17 protein-coding genes and 1 riboswitch are annotated in these 17,882 nt (G+C 63.2%); of the genes, 9 read left to right on the plus strand and 8 right to left on the minus strand.

Features of this window, described 5'->3' with window-relative positions; all coding sequences use genetic code 11:
- Positions 1–244 precede the first annotated feature (244 nt).
- On the minus strand, positions 245–2,746 hold the full coding sequence (locus AC13FW_RS07680; RefSeq protein WP_482988714.1) for an alpha/beta hydrolase family protein: 2,502 nt from the start codon (positions 2,744–2,746) through the stop codon (positions 245–247).
- Positions 2,747–2,862: 116 nt separating this feature from the next.
- Positions 2,863–2,981, plus strand: a riboswitch (S-adenosyl-L-homocysteine riboswitch).
- A gap of 32 nt (positions 2,982–3,013) precedes the next feature.
- Here AC13FW_RS07680 and ahcY point away from each other — a divergent pair.
- From ahcY to AC13FW_RS07700, 4 genes are all read left to right on the plus strand, one after another.
- Positions 3,014–4,459 carry an adenosylhomocysteinase gene (ahcY, locus tag AC13FW_RS07685; RefSeq protein WP_481555326.1) on the plus strand — a complete coding sequence of 482 codons (1,446 nt, stop codon included), beginning with the start codon at positions 3,014–3,016 and terminating at the stop codon, positions 4,457–4,459.
- Positions 4,460–4,772: 313 nt separating this feature from the next.
- Positions 4,773–5,573 (plus strand): aminoglycoside adenylyltransferase family protein, encoded by an 801-nt coding sequence (locus AC13FW_RS07690; protein WP_482988769.1) that lies wholly within the window; start codon positions 4,773–4,775, stop codon positions 5,571–5,573.
- A 61-nt stretch (positions 5,574–5,634) separates the two neighbouring features.
- Positions 5,635–5,850: a DUF4287 domain-containing protein gene (locus AC13FW_RS07695; protein ID WP_482988715.1), complete on the plus strand. Its 216-nt coding sequence runs from the start codon at positions 5,635–5,637 to the stop codon at positions 5,848–5,850.
- 51 nt (positions 5,851–5,901) lie between these two features.
- Positions 5,902–6,357, plus strand: a complete 456-nt coding sequence (locus AC13FW_RS07700) for a GyrI-like domain-containing protein (RefSeq protein ID WP_482988716.1) — start codon at positions 5,902–5,904, stop codon at positions 6,355–6,357.
- Between the two features lie 128 nt (positions 6,358–6,485).
- Here AC13FW_RS07700 and AC13FW_RS07705 read toward each other — a convergent pair whose 3' ends face one another.
- Entirely contained in the window at positions 6,486–7,247 is a 762-nt protein-coding gene (locus AC13FW_RS07705) for an SDR family oxidoreductase (RefSeq protein ID WP_482988770.1), read from the minus strand.
- Positions 7,248–7,391: 144 nt separating this feature from the next.
- Between AC13FW_RS07705 and AC13FW_RS07710 the strand changes: the two genes are divergently transcribed.
- Both AC13FW_RS07710 and AC13FW_RS07715 read left to right on the plus strand, forming a co-directional pair.
- Positions 7,392–7,754: a VOC family protein gene (locus tag AC13FW_RS07710; protein WP_482988717.1), complete on the plus strand. Its 363-nt coding sequence runs from the start codon at positions 7,392–7,394 to the stop codon at positions 7,752–7,754.
- A gap of 71 nt (positions 7,755–7,825) precedes the next feature.
- On the plus strand, positions 7,826–8,122 hold the full coding sequence (locus AC13FW_RS07715) for a hypothetical protein (RefSeq protein WP_296247222.1): 297 nt from the start codon (positions 7,826–7,828) through the stop codon (positions 8,120–8,122).
- Here AC13FW_RS07715 and AC13FW_RS07720 read toward each other — a convergent pair.
- The 5 genes from AC13FW_RS07720 to AC13FW_RS07740 form a co-directional block, all read right to left on the minus strand.
- On the minus strand, positions 8,119–9,189 hold the full coding sequence (locus tag AC13FW_RS07720) for a T6SS immunity protein Tli4 family protein (protein WP_482988718.1): 1,071 nt from the start codon (positions 9,187–9,189) through the stop codon (positions 8,119–8,121). The two genes, AC13FW_RS07715 and AC13FW_RS07720, sit on opposite strands and share 4 nt — an antisense overlap.
- A gap of 82 nt (positions 9,190–9,271) precedes the next feature.
- On the minus strand, positions 9,272–10,801 hold the full coding sequence (proP, locus tag AC13FW_RS07725) for a glycine betaine/L-proline transporter ProP (RefSeq protein ID WP_482988719.1): 1,530 nt from the start codon (positions 10,799–10,801) through the stop codon (positions 9,272–9,274).
- Positions 10,802–11,105: 304 nt separating this feature from the next.
- Positions 11,106–11,543, minus strand: a complete 438-nt coding sequence (locus tag AC13FW_RS07730; protein ID WP_482988771.1) for a ribosomal maturation YjgA family protein — start codon at positions 11,541–11,543, stop codon at positions 11,106–11,108.
- Positions 11,527–12,081 (minus strand): DUF3228 family protein, encoded by a 555-nt coding sequence (locus AC13FW_RS07735; RefSeq protein WP_482988720.1) that lies wholly within the window; start codon positions 12,079–12,081, stop codon positions 11,527–11,529. The genes AC13FW_RS07730 and AC13FW_RS07735 overlap by 17 nt, the downstream gene beginning before the upstream one ends.
- A gap of 102 nt (positions 12,082–12,183) precedes the next feature.
- On the minus strand, positions 12,184–13,797 hold the full coding sequence (locus tag AC13FW_RS07740; RefSeq protein ID WP_482988721.1) for an APC family permease: 1,614 nt from the start codon (positions 13,795–13,797) through the stop codon (positions 12,184–12,186).
- 522 nt (positions 13,798–14,319) lie between these two features.
- Here AC13FW_RS07740 and AC13FW_RS07745 point away from each other — a divergent pair.
- From AC13FW_RS07745 to AC13FW_RS07755, 3 genes are all read left to right on the plus strand, one after another.
- Positions 14,320–15,084, plus strand: a complete 765-nt coding sequence (locus tag AC13FW_RS07745; protein ID WP_482988722.1) for a COG4705 family protein — start codon at positions 14,320–14,322, stop codon at positions 15,082–15,084.
- A gap of 99 nt (positions 15,085–15,183) precedes the next feature.
- Positions 15,184–16,014, plus strand: coding sequence for a methylenetetrahydrofolate reductase [NAD(P)H] (gene metF / locus AC13FW_RS07750; protein WP_482987264.1), 831 nt, complete (start codon positions 15,184–15,186; stop codon positions 16,012–16,014).
- A gap of 46 nt (positions 16,015–16,060) precedes the next feature.
- The gene (locus AC13FW_RS07755) at positions 16,061–16,687 is read left to right on the plus strand and encodes a DUF4124 domain-containing protein (RefSeq protein ID WP_482988723.1); all 627 of its coding nucleotides are present in this window, start codon (positions 16,061–16,063) and stop codon (positions 16,685–16,687) included.
- A 24-nt stretch (positions 16,688–16,711) separates the two neighbouring features.
- Here the strand turns inward: AC13FW_RS07755 and AC13FW_RS07760 are convergent, their stop codons facing one another.
- On the minus strand, positions 16,712–17,656 hold the full coding sequence (locus tag AC13FW_RS07760; RefSeq protein WP_482988724.1) for a Nudix family hydrolase: 945 nt from the start codon (positions 17,654–17,656) through the stop codon (positions 16,712–16,714).
- Positions 17,657–17,882: the final 226 nt, after the last annotated feature.

The following is a 17,882-nucleotide window of genomic DNA, read 5'->3' on the forward strand; positions in this document are numbered from 1 at the left end:
TCACCTGTAGTGCCGAGCCATGCTCGGCATGGGGCAATACCGGCAGAGCCCCTGCCGAGCATGGCTCGGCACTACGTTGTTTCGCTCTTGCTCAAAGCCCTTCTCCCGCAAGCGGGAGAAGGGTTGGGATGAGGGGGCTTTGGACTTTGCCGGTGAAGCCCCTGCCGAGCATGGCTCGGCACTACAGGAGGGCCAAAGCCTGCCCTCCCCTTCGCACTACGTGCAAAAGGGAGGGGGCGGTTCATCAGCGCTTCTTGCCGGCTTCTGCACCCAGCCAACGGTCCAGCCAGTCTTCACTTTCAGCCAGCATGGTCATGATCGATTCGCGTGCGCGGTAACCATGCGACTCGTTCGGCAGCATCACCAGACGTGAGGTGCCGCCCAAGCCCTTCACCGCGGCGAACATGCGCTCGCTCTGGATCGGGAAGGTGCCGGAGTTGTTGTCGTCAACGCCGTGGATGAACAGGATCGGGTCCTTGATCTTGTCGGCGTAATTGAACGGCGACATCTTCTGGTACACCTCCTGCGCCTGCCAGTAGTTGCGCTCTTCGGCCTGGAAACCGAACGGTGTCAGCGTGCGGTTGTACGCACCCGAGCGCGCAATGCCAGCCTTGAACAGACGCGTATGCGCCAGCAGGTTGGCAGTCATGAAGGCGCCGTAGGAATGGCCACCCACCGCAATGCGCTCACGGTCACCAACACCACGCTTCACCACTTCATCGACCGCGGCCTGCGCGCTGGCAACCAGCTGCTGTACATAGGTGTCGTTCGGCTCGGTGTCGCCTTCACCAACGATCGGCATGGTCGGGTTGTTCAGCACCACATAGCCCTTGGCCAGGAAGGCCTGCGGACCCCAATAGCTGATGGCGTTGAAGCGATACTTGGAACCGCTGACCTGGCTGGCATCGGCTGCGGATTTGAATTCTGCCGGGTAAGCCCACATCAGCACCGGGCGCGGGCCGTCCTTCTTGGCGTCGTAGCCCGGCGGCAGCAGCAGGTCAGCGGTGAGTTCGACACCATCAGCCCGCTTGTAACGGATCTGTTCCTTCTTCACTCCACGCAGCTGCGGCAGCGGATGGGCGAAGTGGGTCAGCTCGACCGGCTGCGCGTCCTGTGCCAGGCCGCGGGCAACCAGATTGGCCGGTACGTCATTGGATTCACGGTAGGTGAGGATGCGGCCACCCTGGCCTTCGCTGATGCTCAAGGGCATTTCGTAGTACGGCGCCTGCGACTGGAACACGCGCTCACTCTTGCCGCTGGAAAGCTCCACGCGGTCCAGGAACGGACGATCACCTTCGGCCGACGCGCCCTCGCCGATACGGTAGAAACTGTTGCCATCGGCGCTCAACTGCAGCCGTGAACGGCCAGCTGCGTCGGTGCTCAGCACCGGCTCACCCGGATCGCCATAGCGGTCATCTTCCGAACGCTGTACCAACAATGTTGCTGCCTGATCCAGATGGTCCGGGGCGATCTTCCACTGCTTCACCTGACGGCTCTTCCACCAGTACTCATCCAGCAGCGCCAAGTCACCATTGGCCCAGGTAACCCCTGCGTAGCGCGAGCCCAGCTGCGCCAGCGTCACCGGCGGCTTGTCGAACGGCGCGGCCTGCAGCAGCACCGCATCGCGTACCTTGGCCTCACGCGACGGGTCACCGCCATCCTGTGCCTCAGCCCACACCAGCGAAGCCGGCGCATCCGCGCGCCAGCTGATCGAACGCACGCCGGTGGGCACCGCATCGTTGCCGGTCGGCAGGCCATCCACCAGCGGCAGACGCGCCACGGTGTGCACCAGCTTGCCCTTGGCATCCAGTACTTCAATGTTGCGCGGGAAACGGCTGACCGGCACCGCATAGGAGAACGGCCGCTGCACGCGCTGGCTCAACAGGTACTTGCCATCGGGCGAGGCTGACAGTCCCAGATAGATGCCGGCCGTACCAACCGGGGTACTGTCGCCGTTGATCGACACCCGCACCGGCTGTGCCTGCAGGTAATACTCGAACAGGCGCGCGTCGTCTTCGTTCTTCAACATGTCCTGGTAGGTCCGCACCGAGCGCACGCCCTGGCCGACCTCGGTCTGCTGCACGGCCGGGCCGGTCGGCACGCCATCGGCCTGCGGCGGTGCCCCCTGGCCAGCCGGACGCTGCATGACCAGCAGCGCGTCGCTGCCCGGCAACCATGCGTAGCCGGTACCGACAATGCTGTTCAGGCGCTCGGCAACACGGCGCGCACTGCCAGCCTGCACGTCCACCAACCACAGTTCATTGGCCCCGGTCGCCGGGTCCAGCTGGTTGAAGGCCAGGTACTTCTGGTCCGGTGACCACGTCAATGCGGCCACCGACAGCGGCTGCGGCAGGCCGGTGATCTGGCGCTCCTTGCCATCGATGTTGGACGCCAGCCACAGCTTGCTGCCGAACGAGAAACGGCTGTCGGAGACGGTTTTGGGGTGGATCCGCAGGCCGGCCAGCTTCAGCTCCGGGGCGGCAACCTGCGCAATCGACGGCAGCGCCGGGATCTGCAGCAGCGCGGTCAGGTCCCCTTTGGGCGACAGGTACAGGCTGGGCGCGCGCGGGGCATCCACCACCGCCTGCAGCGCGACCGACGGCAGCCGGTAGCCTTCGCCCTGCTGGGCGCCCTTCTGCGCCGCAGGCGGGGTCAGCGCCATGACCGGTGGTACTGCCAGCAGCAGGCCGGCGCACAACACCAGTGCGGCTGAGGCACGGCGGCGGCGGTGGGGAGACAGATTCATGGCGCATTCCTATTGGACGGAAACAATCCCCCAACTTAACAATCCCCCTCGCCCGTGGCCCCTGCCGTTGGTTGGGCCCGCAGCGCTGACAGCTGGCCGCGATATACTGGGCAGCCCGTTCCGAGGGGCGCTGCGACCGTTGGGTGGACCTGTCCACCACCGCCCATGCTCTTGCATGGATTTCACCAACGGCCAGGCTCGGACGGCTTTCACGCAACAACGGCGCCCGGCGAACGCGAGCCTGCTCGCACCACACCGGAGCTCTAAATGAACGCTGTTGCCGCTACCTTCTCGCAGGAAGGTGATTACAAGATCCGCGATATCTCGCTGTCCGATTGGGGCCGCAAGGAACTGGACATCGCCGAGCACGAAATGCCGGGCCTGATGTCGATCCGTCGCAAGTACCAGGCCGAGCTGCCGCTGAAGGGCGTGCGCGTGACCGGCTCGCTGCACATGACCATCCAGACCGCCGTGCTGATCGAGACCCTGAAGGACATCGGCGCCGAAGTGCGTTGGGCCTCGTGCAACATCTTCTCGACCCAGGACCACGCTGCCGCCGCGATTGCCGCCACCGGCACCCCCGTGTTCGCCTGGAAGGGCGAGTCGCTGGAAGAGTACTGGGACTGCACCCTGGACGCGCTGACCTTCACCCTGGCCGACGGCACCCTGACCGGTCCGGAGCTGGTGGTCGACGACGGCGGCGACGTCACCCTGCTGATCCACAAGGGCTATGAGCTCGAGAACGGCAGCAACTGGGTCAACGAGCCGGCTTCCTCGCACGAAGAACAGGTCATCAAGAACCTGCTCAAGCGCGTCGCCACCGAGCGCCCGGGTTACTGGGGCCGCGTGGTCAAGGATTGGAAGGGCGTCTCCGAAGAGACCACCACCGGCGTGCACCGCCTGTACCAGCTGGCCCAGGCCGGCACCCTGCTGATCCCGGCGATCAACGTCAACGACTCGGTAACCAAGAGCAAGTTCGACAACCTGTACGGCTGCCGCGAGTCGCTGGCCGATGGCCTGAAGCGCGCGATGGACGTGATGCTGGCCGGCAAGGTTGCCGTGGTCTGCGGCTACGGCGACGTCGGCAAGGGCTGCGCGGCTTCGCTGCGTGCCTACGGCGCACGCGTGGTGGTCACCGAGATCGACCCGATCTGCGCCCTGCAGGCCGCAATGGAAGGCTTCGAGGTCAACACCATCGAATCCACCCTGGGCCGTGCTGACCTGTACGTCACCACCACCGGCAACAAGGACATCATCCGCATCGAGCACCTGAGCGCGATGAAGGACCAGGCCATCGTCTGCAACATTGGTCACTTCGACAATGAAATCCAGGTCGATGCGCTGGTGGGCTACAAGGGCGTGCAGCACGTCAACATCAAGCCGCAGGTGGACAAGTACATCTTCCCGAACGGCAACGCGATCTTCCTGCTGGCCGAAGGCCGCCTGGTCAACCTGGGCTGCGCCACCGGCCACCCGAGCTTCGTGATGTCCAACTCGTTTGCCAACCAGACGCTCGCACAGATCGACCTGTGGGCGAACAAGGACAGCTACGAGAACAAGGTGTACCTGCTGCCGAAGAAGCTGGACGAAGAAGTTGCGCGTCTGCACCTTGAGAAGATCGGCGTGAAGCTGACCACCCTGAGCCAGGACCAGGCCGACTACATCGGCGTGCCGGTCGACGGCCCGTTCAAGCCGGACCACTACCGCTACTGATTTGATTTGCCTTGCTTGAGCCCCTCTCCCGTTCACGGGAGAGGGGTTGGGGTGAGGGCAGCTTCAGCCGGTAAAGCCCCTGCCGAGCATGGCTCGGCACTACAGTTTGAGCCCCTCTCCCGCCCGCGGGAGAGGGGTTGGGGTGAGGGCAGCTTTGGCCGGTAAAGCCCCTGCCGAGCATGGCTCGGCACTACAGTCTTCCCGCGCACGCTGGAAGGGATGGAGTGAGGGCTTGCTTTGCAAGGAACGGGCGCCGCAAGGCGTCCGTTCTGTTTGCGGCACAATCGGCCCGACACGATTGCCTGCCGCCGCCATGACTGCACCTGTCCCCGATGCCATCACCACACAGCTCACCCTCGCCTGCGAGGTGATCCAGCAGCAACTGGCAGCCAACCTCATCGCCATTTACCTCCACGGGTCCGCACTCGACGGTGGTTTGAAGCCACTCAGCGACATCGACCTGCTGGTGATCGTGGCCCAGCATCCCGACACCGCCACCTTGCGATATCTGCAACGCGACCTGCTGGCGACCTCGGCGCCGCCTGGCCAGCATCCAACACTGCGTGCGCTGGAAGCGACGGTGATCGCACAAGCCGAAGTGACGCCTTGGCACCATCCAGCGCGGCGCGAGCTGCAGTTCGGCGAATGGCTGCGGCAGGACATCCTTGCCGGCATCCTGGAACCGCCCATGCAGGATCCCGATCTCGCCATCCTCCTGACCACGGCCCGTCAGCACAGCATCGCCCTGCATGGCCCCGCCCTCGCCGAACTGCTGCCGCCAGTGCCAGGACAGGACTTCAAGCAGGCGTTGACTGACACCCTGGCGCTATGGAACACCGCAGACGACTGGCATGGCGAGGAAGCCAACATCGTTCTCACATTGGCGCGCCTCTGGTACAGCGCCCAGACCGGAAACATCGCGCCGAAGGATGTCGCCGCGAAGTGGCTGCTGCAGCATCTTCCAGAGCAGCATCACGCCGTTGTCAGGCAGGCGTGGCAGGCGTATCTCGCGCCGACCGGCAGTACCCTCCGTTGGCCTGCCGCGCCACTGGCCGCATTCATTCATGCAGCCAAGGCACGCATCACCGAGATCCTGCAGGCGGGCAGCCGCTGAGTCGCCAACAAGCGACCTTTGCCGCATCATTGCCCGGCCTCCCTCCTTCCCGGATACGCAGATGACCAGCAGCGAAAAAGTCCAAGGCCCGGCATCGTATTTCCCGTCCATCGAGAAGACGTACGGCAAGCCGGTAAAGCACTGGCTGCAGCTGCTGGACACGGTCAAGGACAAGAAACACATGGAGCAGGTGGCCTTCCTCAAGGAACAGCACAACATCAGCCACGGTCATGCCAACGCACTGGTCGCTTACCAGCGGGCACAGAACGGAAGCTGACAGGCCCCAGCATGCGATACGCGCATGCTTCTCCCTGACAAGAATCCCGCCATGCAACCCACCCTCATCGAGCGTCCAGCCTTCACCGTCATCGGCATGGAAGCGATCTTCCGCGACGGCGAGGATGGCTACGCCGAACTCTGGCAACGCTTCATCCCGCGCGAAGATGAAGTTACAGGCAAGATCGATCCGGTCGTCAGCTACGGTGTTTGCATACCCCAGGCCGACCGCACGCTGCGCTACATCACCGGTTTCGAGGTGAGTGAGGAAGCGGTCATCCCAGAAGGCATGGTCCGCTTCCAGGTTCCCGCACAACGCTATGCCGTTTATACCCACACTGGCACTGCGCCGCAGATCAGCGCAACGTTCCAGGAAATCTACGATCACCTGCTGGCCGATCACGGCCTACAAGCAAAAGACGGCGTTGACCTGGAATGCTACGACGCACGCTTTGACGATCCGTTCGATCCGGAATCGCAGATGGAACTGCATATCCCGATCCATTGATCGACAAGCCAGGCAGCTTGCTCGCCGACTCCTGTTCTGGGAGTACGGGAGTTTCAGCAGCTCCATGCACTCCGGCCAAGCAGAGCGAACAGGCGCCTCTCGGCGCCCGTTTCGCATGCGCCCCCGCATCAGCCGCGATGGATGGAAACCCCACCATCCACCAACATCGCCGCGCCAGTCATGAATGACGACTGGTCCGAGGCAAGGAACATCGCCGCCGCCGCCAATTTGCGCGGATCAGCAATACGCTTCAATGCATGCAACTGTGCCACCTGCGCCATCGCTTCGGGCGAGCCATTCATTTCATGCGCCATCGGGGTATCGGTGCCGCCAGGCAACAAGGCATTGACCCGTAGACCCTGCGGTCCGAACTCCGACGCCAATGCCTGGGTCAGGCCGATGATGCCGGACTTGCTGGCCGCATAAGCCGCAGCACCGGCGAAACCCACCGTATGCCCGACAAAAGTTGAAGTGAATATCAGGCTGCCAGCACCGCCGCGCAGCATCGCCGGCACCTGATGCTTGGCAGCCAGGAACATCGCGGTGAGGTTGGTGTCCAGCGTGCGCTGCCAATCGGCCAGCGCCAGCTCCGCTGTCGGTCCCAACGGCCCCATCGTACCGGGATTGTTGAAGGCCACGTCCAGCTGACCGTACTGGTCCAACGCCAACGCGACCAAGGCCTTTGCATAGCCTTCTTCGCAGACATCGCCTGCAAGGCACACCGCACTGCCACCGTTGTTTCCAATCTCCTCCACCAGCCGATCCAACTCGGCGGCACGGCGCGCACCCAGCACAAGCGCCGCGCCTTCGGCGGCGAACAGCAATGCCGCAGCACGGCCAATGCCGGAACTGGCGCCGGTGATGATCACGACCTTACCCTGCAGCTGCATCATGTAAGCTCCACTCAACCAAGGAACTGCATGCTGCACCCACGATGGCAGCGCCGCCCGCCAGAATCGGACGCCAAAGCCCTCGGGCCAGACCCGCAACCGGCATCAATGCACGAGGACGGCCCTCACGCCGCAGGAAATGAGATGAGCGACTTCACCGATGTGCGCTTCACCCTCGCCGTGCAGGATTTGGCCAAATCCACCGACTACTACGCTTCCGTGCTCGGCCTGCAGATGGACTTCGCCGCATCCGGCTGGAGCTTCATGTCGCGCGGCAGCTTCCGGGTGATGCTGGGCGAATGCAGCGATGCCGTTCCAGCGCAGGCGCTGGGGGACCACTCATGGTACGGCTATGTGACAGTCTCCGATGCCGCGGCACTGTTCGGGGAGTACCGGGCAGCCGGGGCCGACTTCACCCAGGTACTTGCCGACAAGCCCTGGGGCATGCGTGAATTCGGCGTCCGCACCATCGACGGCCACCGCCTGATGTTTGGCCAGGAGCTGTAGCGCAACACGCTGGTACGGGCCCGAGGAAGTTCCGTGTGACAACGCGCAGCATCTGATCAGGAATCACCCGCATGCAGTGGATTGATGATCTTGAAGTAGAGGCCTGGAATACCGTGATCGAAGAACTGGTCTGGCACCTGCGCAACGGCCGCACGCCGACCACCATCACCCGCCAGTTCGAGCCCGAACGTGGTATCGCATTCCGCTTCAGCAGCGCGCCGCCCTGTTTCCTGGCCATCACCGATACCGCGCTGGAGCATCATTGGAAGGATGCCGTCGCCATCATCGGCCGCTTCCCACAGCTCAATGCCACCCGCCTGCATTGCAGTTCCGCTGATCCGGCGACGCCACGTCGCAGCCCCGCCTAGTTCGCCCCCTGGCGCAGACGCAGGCTGCCCAGCAGCTGATCCCATACCTGCAAGGCCTCTTCATCGGTGGCGAACGCCTGCGCCGCTTCCGTGCTCAACTGCAGCGCAAGGAAGGGGCGTTGCAAAGACTCCGCCTCACCTTGAAATTCCCACAGGAAACGGTATCCGCCGCCATCGCGATCCCCGCTGCGGACCAGCAGTTCTTCGCCCTCCAGGCCGTTCACGTTGCGCCGGCCGACACGCAGTGGCCGCGTGTCTGATGGCAGCGCAGCTGCACGTTGCAACAGCCCAACATCCGCCCTGCCCACCACGCGTGACATCACGCTCAACCGCGCCTCCGCGCGGCCGGGAACCTGCAGCGCGACAGTCAGCTCCTCGGTGTTAATGCGTGCACCATCGATGAACCCCGAATCGACGCAGAATCCAGGCCCGGCTGGCAATGCGGCCGGATCCCGGTAGTGGATGCGGGGACGCAGCGCACGAAGGTTCTCGATCGCAGCAGGACGCCTTGTCGCATCCGTCTGCGCACTGATCAGGAACATCACATGATGGAGGGGATCAAAAACATAAAGCTCCTGCAACTGCCCCGCCCGACTGCTGTCGCTGAGCCAGGAAGTCTGCACCACCGCATCCGCGTCCAGATAAGTACTACCTACCCACATGGCATCACCCGCGCGGTGCCGCCCGTCCCGCAGCGCTGCCTCGCGTGTAGCCAGCGCCTGCTGGAAATCGGCGCGGGATGCCAACTGCCTTGTGGTAATCCGCTTACCCGCATGGATGTAAGCGGGTTGCATTGCAGGCACCAACGGCGCGTCGATCAGGAACCGGCCTATACAGTTGGTCTGCACCGGAGCTGTAGCCTGTCCAACCTGCGCAACGGCATCCGCCGTCTGCGTCGATATCAGCAGCGCGGCGAGCGCAAGACTACAAATGCGGCGCCGGAGGCGCTGTTCTGTCATTGAAGTCACGGCATTGTGCTCCATGCACCGTCCTGTTCGGAATCCAGCAACCCGCAGCGTCATCACCCTGGCTGCAGAGATGAAACCATGCAGGGCATGGAATTCCATGCCCTGCAGATCTTACTCCTGGAGCTTACCGGCATGCGCCCAGGCGGGAATCATCCTCCCCGGCGCACGCCGTTGCTTTGATTCAGGCCAGGTCTGGATGCCGGTCGACCAGTCCCTGCTTGCGGCGCTCCAACTCCGACAGCTTCGTCTGCAGGTCATTGATCTCACCATCAAGCTCTTCAACGCTGGCTTCGATGTGATCGTAGGCCTCCTGCAGCAGCTCCCGCGCCTCGCGGCGGCTGCCTGCATTGGGCGTATCGCCACGCATCGGCTTGTTGGCGGTCTCGTGCATGAAGTACGCGGTTACCAGGCCAATCAGCGCCACCACCATCAGGTAGTACGCCGGCATCATCAAGTCGCCAGTGGATTCCACCAACCATGCAGCAAGCGTCGGTGTCACGCCGGCGATGATCACCGAAATATTGAATGCACTGGCCAGTGCGCTGTAACGCACGCGCGTCGGGAACATCGCCGGCAGGGTCGCTGCCATCACACCGATCAGGCAGTTCAACAGCACCGCCAGCAACAACAGGCCGACGAAGATCCAACCGGTGTTTCCGCTGGTGATCAGGTGGAACGCCGGAATCGCCGCAACCAGCAAACCAAGGCTACCGGCGGCGATGAACGGCCGGCGGCCGATGCGATCACTGGCCATGCCAACAAACGGCTGCACGAACAGCATGCCCACCATCACCACGATGATGATCAGCACACCATGGTCTTCGGAGTAATGCAGGTTGTGCGACAGGTAGGTAGGCATGTACGTCAGCAACATGTAGTAGGTGACGTTGGTGACCAGCACGATACCCACACAGACCAGCAACGACCGCCAGTATTTGGTCACGATTTCCTTGAAGGATATCCGCGGCGCGCTGCCGACGGCGTCCTGGTCCTCTTTCTCCATGCGCTCCAGCTGCTCGGTGAAGGCCGGCGTTTCCTCCGCTGCGTGACGCAGGTACAGGCCAATCAAGCCCAGCGGCGCGGCGAGGAAGAACGGAATACGCCAACCCCACTCCAGGAACTGTGCTTCACCAACGATGCTGCTCAGCAATACCACCACGCCGGCACCGGAAACGAAGCCGATGATCGAGCCGAAGTCCAGCCAGCTGCTGAGGAAGCCACGGCGCCGGTCCGGTGCGAACTCGGCAACGAATACCGCGGCACCGGTGTACTCGCCACCGACGGAGAAGCCCTGCGCCAGTTTGCACAGCAGCAATAGGATCGGCGCGAGTATGCCGATGCTTTCATACGATGGAATCAAGCCGATGCAGAAGGTACTGACCGCCATCAGGATGATGGTTGCCGACAGCACTTTCTGCCGGCCGAATTTGTCCCCCATGACCCCAAAAAACACGCCGCCCAGCGGACGCACCAGGAACGGCACCGAGAACGTTGCGAGCGCAGCGATGGTCTGCACGCTGGGCGACGCTTCCGGGAAAAACACCTTGCCCAAGGCATAGGCGACAAAGCCGTACACACCAAAGTCAAACCACTCCATCGCATTACCCAACGCGGCGGCGGTGACTGCTTTTTTTACTTTTGCCTTATCGATGACGGTGATGTCTTCGATTTGCAGCGGCTCATTGCGGATAGTGGATTCACCTGTAGACATGACAGGACCAGTCCTCCCGTTACTGAGTTGATTGCGTGCTTGGCCTTGGCTTGCATGAGTTCGCGCAGGCCGTAATGCGCACGAAGGAATGCCCCGCGGCAAGGCCACGGGAACGGTCGGGGACAGAAAAAACCGGGATCATCCCGGTAAAGGCGTAGTGCCGGCTGTCCAAGCATCAACAGGCAGGGTGCCTGTGCGTAGTCGCTGAATGATGCTGAGCCGGCGTATTCTACGCGAACAGCTGTTAAGGCTTGTTAAAGACGCAGCTGCAGCGATGTCATGCAGACCTGCAGCGCACTTCGCTTCAACGATGAATGCGGCGATACACGCCTAATAGCAGCACGATGAGGCCTGTTATAGCGCAGCCCACTGCGTAGCAGATGATGTCGCCCCATGAAAACGTGTTACCGATGATCGTGTACATCACATCGCCACGCATATAGCCAAGCCGCTCTGCGACGTGGAAATACTGGGCGAATTCGATGCCACAGGCGAACACGAACACCATCAACAGGACCAGATAGTCGTTGATGCGCAGTACGCTGCGGATCATCGAATAGAGCAACACCACCACCAGCACATCGCCGAGATAGGCACGCACCCAGGACACATGCGGCAGGCGCGTGGCGATGAACACTTCCATCGCAAACACCAGCATCGCCAGCAGCAGATACCAACCACTGATTGCAAAAAAACCGGCTCGCTTGGCAGTGATCGGCAGCGGATCAGCGCCAGTTTGCATTTGCACCCCAGAATTCCACGGCACGGGCATAGGCGGCACGATCAATCGGCACACCGGAGCCACCTTCCTCAACACCCAGCGCGTTGCGCATCATGGTGATGGGCGCCATCGGGATTTCTTCAGCCGTGGCGGTATACAGGCAACCGACGACGCCCCAGTCGGCCTCGATCGGCGAACCTTCCTTCTCCAGCTGTTCGCGGCTGTAAAGGATGACTACCAGGTAATTGGCTACCGGCGGCTCCACACCCTCAAACCAGCGCACCAATACCGGCAGCTCCTCGCGACTACGCGCCTCATAGCCGGAACACAGCAGGTGCCGGTTCTGTTCGCTGACCGGTACGGTCAGGCAGCGGGTGCTGGTCCAGTTCCTGTAGACATGCAGCTTGCAGAACGGCGCATAACCATCGAGCACCTTGTCGGCAGCATGCGTGTTCAAGTGCTGCTCGAATTCCTCGGCGCTGCAGTCCTGGATGGTATTGGCGCGCGGCGTGCGCGGAAACAAACGGGTACGTGCAAACAGCGTCAGGTAGATGGACATCATCGCTTCCAGCAAAGGAGGGCGACATTGTCGGCGATCAATGCGAAGACCGGAACCATCGCACGAACGCCCACTGCATGCAGTGGGCGTCCCGGATCCATCTCAGGCCTGCGCCTGCGCCTCGTTCTCGGCGACATCCATCGACGGCGTGCGCCAACCGGAGTTGACGCCCCATAGATAGAACACGATGCCAATCACCGCCACCAGCAGCAGGTCCCAGCCATAGCCAAGGTAACCCGCGCCACCGAATGCCGTGCTGCCTGCCCATGACACCAGCGCCAGCAGCGGTAGATAGCAGATCAGCCACATTGCGCCTTTCAGCTGGCGGCCGAAATCATGCCAACCAATCTTGCGCTGGTAATAGATGTACACAGGCAGGGCGACGACCATCAGCAGGATGATTTCGCCGGTCAGCGGCCAGCGTGCCCAGTACAGCAGCTCAGTCGCCATCACGAAGGCCACGCCCGCCAATACCGGCAATGCGACCACCCGCAACGGACGATGCAGGTTGGGCGCGGTGCGGCGCAGTGACATCACGCTGATCGGCCCGGTCATGTACGAAATGACGGTGGCCACCGAGATCACCGCCGCCAGCGTGCCCCAGCCACGGAAGAAGAACAGGAACAGGAACGACACCGCCAGGTTCAACCACATCGCCGGGCGTGGCACGCCCCAGCGCGGATGGATGTTGCCCAGCACCTTGGGTGCGGTGCCGTTCTGCTGCATGCCGTAGATCATGCGCGCAGTTGTTGCGGTATAGGTCATGCCGGTACCGCTGGGGCTGACGAAGGCATCGACGTACAACAGCATCGCCAACCAGTGCAGGTTGAGGATCAGGGCCAACTGCGCGAAAGGCGAACGGAAGTCGATGCCATGCCAGCCGTGCTCGGCCAGCATCTGGCTCGGCACCGCGCCGATGTAGGCCACCTGCAGCAGTACATAGATCACTGCCGCCAGCAGGATCGAGCCGACCACCGCGAACGGAATGCTGCGACCGGGGTTGCGCGCCTCACCGGCCAGATTCACCGGGCTCTGGAACCCGTTGAAGCTGAAAACGATGCCGGCGGTGGCAATCGCGGTGAGGATGGCGGAGAAATCCAGGATCGGCGTGCCCGGCCCTTTCAATCCAACCGAGAAGTTTTCGGAGTGGAAGCCACTGGCAATCAAGGCCACACCGGTCAGCGTCGGCACGACCAGCTTGAACAGGGTGATGGCGCTGTTGGAGTGCGCGAACAGCTTCACGCTCCAGAAGTTGATCAGGAAATAGACGACCACCAGCATCGCTGCGATCAACAGGCCGGCATGGCTGAGCTCGCCCATTCCACCGGGCTGCTGCACGTACATGTCCTGCGCCCACTGCCAAGGCCACGACGCCATGTACTGCACCGAAGCCTCGGCCTCGACCGGAATGACCGAGACGATGGCGATCCAGTTGGCCCAGGCGGCAATGAAGCCAACCAGCGAACCATGCGAGTAATGGCTGTAGCGCACCATGCCGCCGGATTCGGGGAACATCGCACCCAGCTCGGCATAGGTAAGGGCGATGGTGAGGATGATGGCTGCACCCAGCACCCACGCCCAGATCGCGCCGGGGCCAGCCAGGCCGGCGGCGCGCCAGGCGCCGAACAGCCAACCCGAGCCGATGATCGAGCCCAGGCCGGTAAGCATCAGGGCAATGGGGCCGACGTCGCGGCGGATGGCGCTGGATGCGGTCATGCTGGCTTTCCAGTTGAGGCGGCGCCGGAGTGGCGCTGGTGTTGGATCATCGCAAACCGAACGTTAAGCCGAGCGTCGTTTTTGCTGGTTGGGTGTTGCTGCCAGAACCGGCATAGCCGGAGGATCGTTTCCGTTCACTGAGATGCCGAAAGCGGCAAATACCTTGCCCCTCCCTTGCGCCGAAGGCGCAGGGGAGGGTTGGGGAGGGGTACTCTTCGCAGGAGGCTCGACCTTCAAACGGTTCTGGCTTGGTGCTTCCAATTCTGCGCTCAAGCGAAGTGCCGGAGGTCAAAAGCCAAGAGCAACAGCTGACAGCAAAAGCACCCCTCCCCAACCCTCCCCTTGCCTGCGGCAAAGGGAGGGGGCGTAGTGCCGAGCCATGCTCGGCAGGAAGCCTCCCGCTGGCACATGCAGGAGCGGCGCGAGTTTCTAGTGAACATCGCCCTCATCGCACACAAATCTACGACGCAACTCCGACAGCAGCCAACCGACAGTGACAACACTCCCTCGCAAATGACTGCCATGTCGCCTACCGATTCACTCAGCAATTCACTCAGCAAGGTCCCTGCCATCACCCTCGGCTTCTGGATCATCAAGATCCTCGCCACCACCTTGGGCGAAGTCGGTGGGGATGCCGTCACCATGTCGATGAACCTCGGCTACCTGATCGGTACAGCGCTGTTTGCCACGGTCTTCGCCATCGCAGTGTTCGCACAGATCCGCTCGCCCAACTTCCGGCCTTGGGTCTATTGGTTCGCCATCATCGCCAGCACCACGGTCGGCACCACCCTGGCCGACTACGTTGATCGTTCGCTGGGCATCGGCTATACCGGCGGCACCACGCTGCTGCTGGCCTTGCTGTTGGGCACCCTGTTCGCCTGGCATCGCAGTACCGGCAGCATCTCGGTCACCCAGATCAATTCGCCGCGCAGCGAGCTGTTCTATTGGCTGACCATTACCTTCTCGCAGACGCTGGGCACGGCGCTGGGCGACTGGGCGGCGGACACCCAGGGCTTGGGCTATACCGGCGGCATCGCCTTGTTTGGCGGGCTGCTGGCGGTGGTTGCAGTGCTGTACTTCTGCAGCCGCATCTCCCGCACTGCCCTCTTCTGGTCGGCCTTCGTCCTGACCCGGCCGCTGGGCGCGGTGGTCGGCGACTTCCTTGACAAGCCCTTGGATCACGGCGGCCTGGCCCTGAGCCGCTATACCGCCACGGTCGTTCTGCTACTGGCCATCGTCGCCTGTATCACCCTGCTGCCACAGCGTCCGGCCCACCACGCCCACTGAGATTGCTCCGCCCTGCTGCGGTCTCGGCTGAAACCATTGCACATCCATCTTGATGGAGAGATATAATCACCGGCATCCCGTCAGACCCGGCCGCTTCCGATGACCGCGCTCAGCTTCGAGTTCTACCCACCCAAGACCGACGACCAGCGCGCCCAGTTGGACCGCACCGCCGCCAAGCTCAAGGGCCACGCGCCGGAATACGTGTCGTGTACCTTCGGTGCCGGCGGCTCGACCTTGAGCTACACCTCCGAGACCGTGCGTCACCTCAACCAGCACCACGGCCTGCAGGCGGCACCGCACCTGTCCTGCGTCGGCGGCACCCGCGAGGAGATCCGCGAGCTGCTCAAGCTCTACCGCGCCATCGGGGTGAAGCGCATCGTCGCCCTGCGCGGCGACCTGCCCTCGGGCATGGGCTTCCCCGGCGACCTGCGCTACGCCTCCGAGCTGATCGCCTTCATCCGTGCCGAGCACGGCGATGCCTTCCGCATCGAGGTCGGCGCCTATCCGGAAACCCACCCGCAAGCCAGCGACGCACTGACGGATCTGCGCCATTTCAAAACCAAGATCGATGCTGGCGCTGATGCTGCCATCACCCAGTATTTCTACAACCCCGACGCCTATTTCCATTTCGTCGATGCCGCACGCAAGCTGGGCGTGGACGTGCCGATCATTCCAGGCGTCATGCCGATCTCCAACTTCAGCCAGCTGCGCCGTTTCTCCGAACAATGCGGCGCGGAGATTCCGCGCTGGATCAGCAAGCGCATGCAGGCCTATGGCGACGATGCCGAATCGGTACGCAGCTTCGGCGCCGACGTGGTTGCCGGGCTGTGTGAGCGCCTGATCGCCGGCGGCGCACCGTCACTGCATTTCTACACGCTCAACCTGGCCAAGCCGACCAATGCCGTGCTGGAACGCATCGGCCACAACTGAACCGTCATCACTTCCTGCGTGCACAGCCAGCCGCTACCCTTGGCCGATGCGCCTGCTGTTGCTCCTGCTGCTCACCTGCTCCGCCCTGCCGGCATTCAATGCGCGCGCGCAGCAGATCAACCGCTGCACCAATGCGCAGGGACAAACCGTCTATGGTGACAAGCCCTGCGAGGTGATGGGCGCGCGTGCACGCCTGCTGCCGAATCCACGCGCGGTTGGCAGCAGCGGCTTGTACCGCGACAGCTGCGCACGTCGTCTCAGCGAAGTGGTAGCGCAGATCCAATCGGCTGCCGATGCGCGCGATCCCAATCGTCTGTCGGGCATCTATCTGTGGACCGGGCTTTCCAATGCCGCCGCGACCCGGGTCATGGACAGGCTGGATGAGATCGTGCAACGGCCGCTGATCGACATCGCGCCGGTGTTTCCGGAGGCGCCGGCCTATGTCCCCGCGCCGCCCGAGCCATTCACCTATACCGACGGCACGCCGGTCGATCCTGCCCAGGCGGACGGCAGCAGTGGCTATCCGGATGTGCAGCCGATCAGCAATGCCAGCAGCGGCCCACGTCGCCCGATCGCCTTGCGCCTTGAGCAGACCCTGCCGCGCAGCGCCACGCCAACGCGGACCATCCTGCACCTGCGTCGCCAATACAACTGCTTCTGGATCACCCTGTAAGCGCCAGCCGACGCCGCCAGCGGCTCAGGCCTGCGGCCACAACGCGCGAATCGCGGCGACACCCAAGGCACCATGGCGACGCGCGGTATCGACATCACCAGCACCCATGCCGCCAATGGCATAGATCGGCAGCGAGACCCGCTCACGCAGTTCAACAAAGGCATCCCAGCCCAGGCCGGCGGCCTCGGGATGGCTGGCCGTTGCCTGCACGGGTCCCAGCACCGCGAAATCACAGCCCAGTCGTTGCGCAGCCTGCAGTTGTGCGAGGTCGTGGCAGGACGCGGCCACCAGCACTGACGCCGGTAGAGGCCGTGCCTGCAACTGCACCAGCTGCTCGCTGCCCAGGTGCACACCCACACCCAGCTCGCTGGCCAGGGCGATGTCACGATTGATCAGTATCTCGACCTGCTTGCCGAAGCGTTCGACCACGGCTCTGGCCAAAGCCTGGCGCTGCGCTGACAGCGGCGTTCGCAGTTGCAAGCGGCGGATGCCGCCGGCAACGGCGGCCTCGATCGACGCCAGCCAGGCGTCCTCGCCCTCAGTCGGCTCCGGCGTGACCAGGTAATGGCTGGGCTGGCGCAATGCCGCCACCACCGGCAGGTCGGCTGGCGGCATGGAGTAGCGCGACAGCTTGTCCGGGGTCACCCAGGTGATGGCCTGGCCTTCGCGGCCACGCGCCGTGCCTTTCCACTGGCACACGCGGCGTACTTCCAGGCGCAGGCGCTTGTCTGGATAGATCTGCGGCACATCCATCACCCAGTCGCCGATCTCGGCCTCGATGCCCAATTCCTCGCGCAGCTCCCGCACCAGCGCCTGCTCCGAGGTCTCGCCGGGCTCGCGCTTGCCGCCGGGAAACTCCCACAGCCCGGCCATGTCGCTGTCGCCGGTGCGCCGGTTGAGCAGGATGCGACCGCGCGCGTCGGTGATGACGGCGGCCACGACGTGGATCGAGCGTGAAGGAGATATCATGGCCTGAGCATGCCGAAAACAGGGCTGTTGGTGCAATCGTTCGTTGAGCCCCTGTGGTGCCGAGCCATGCTCGGCAGGGAGCTTGCCAGCGATGCATCGGACAGGTCATCGGCTTCGCGGCTTACGCCGCTCCCACAAAAACCTGCCAGCCTGTAGTGCCGAGCCATGCTCGGCAGGGGCACTACCGGTGAAGCCCATGCCGAGCATGGCTCGGCACTACAGGGGC

The organism is Stenotrophomonas sp. 21LCFQ19 (assembly GCF_056861425.1).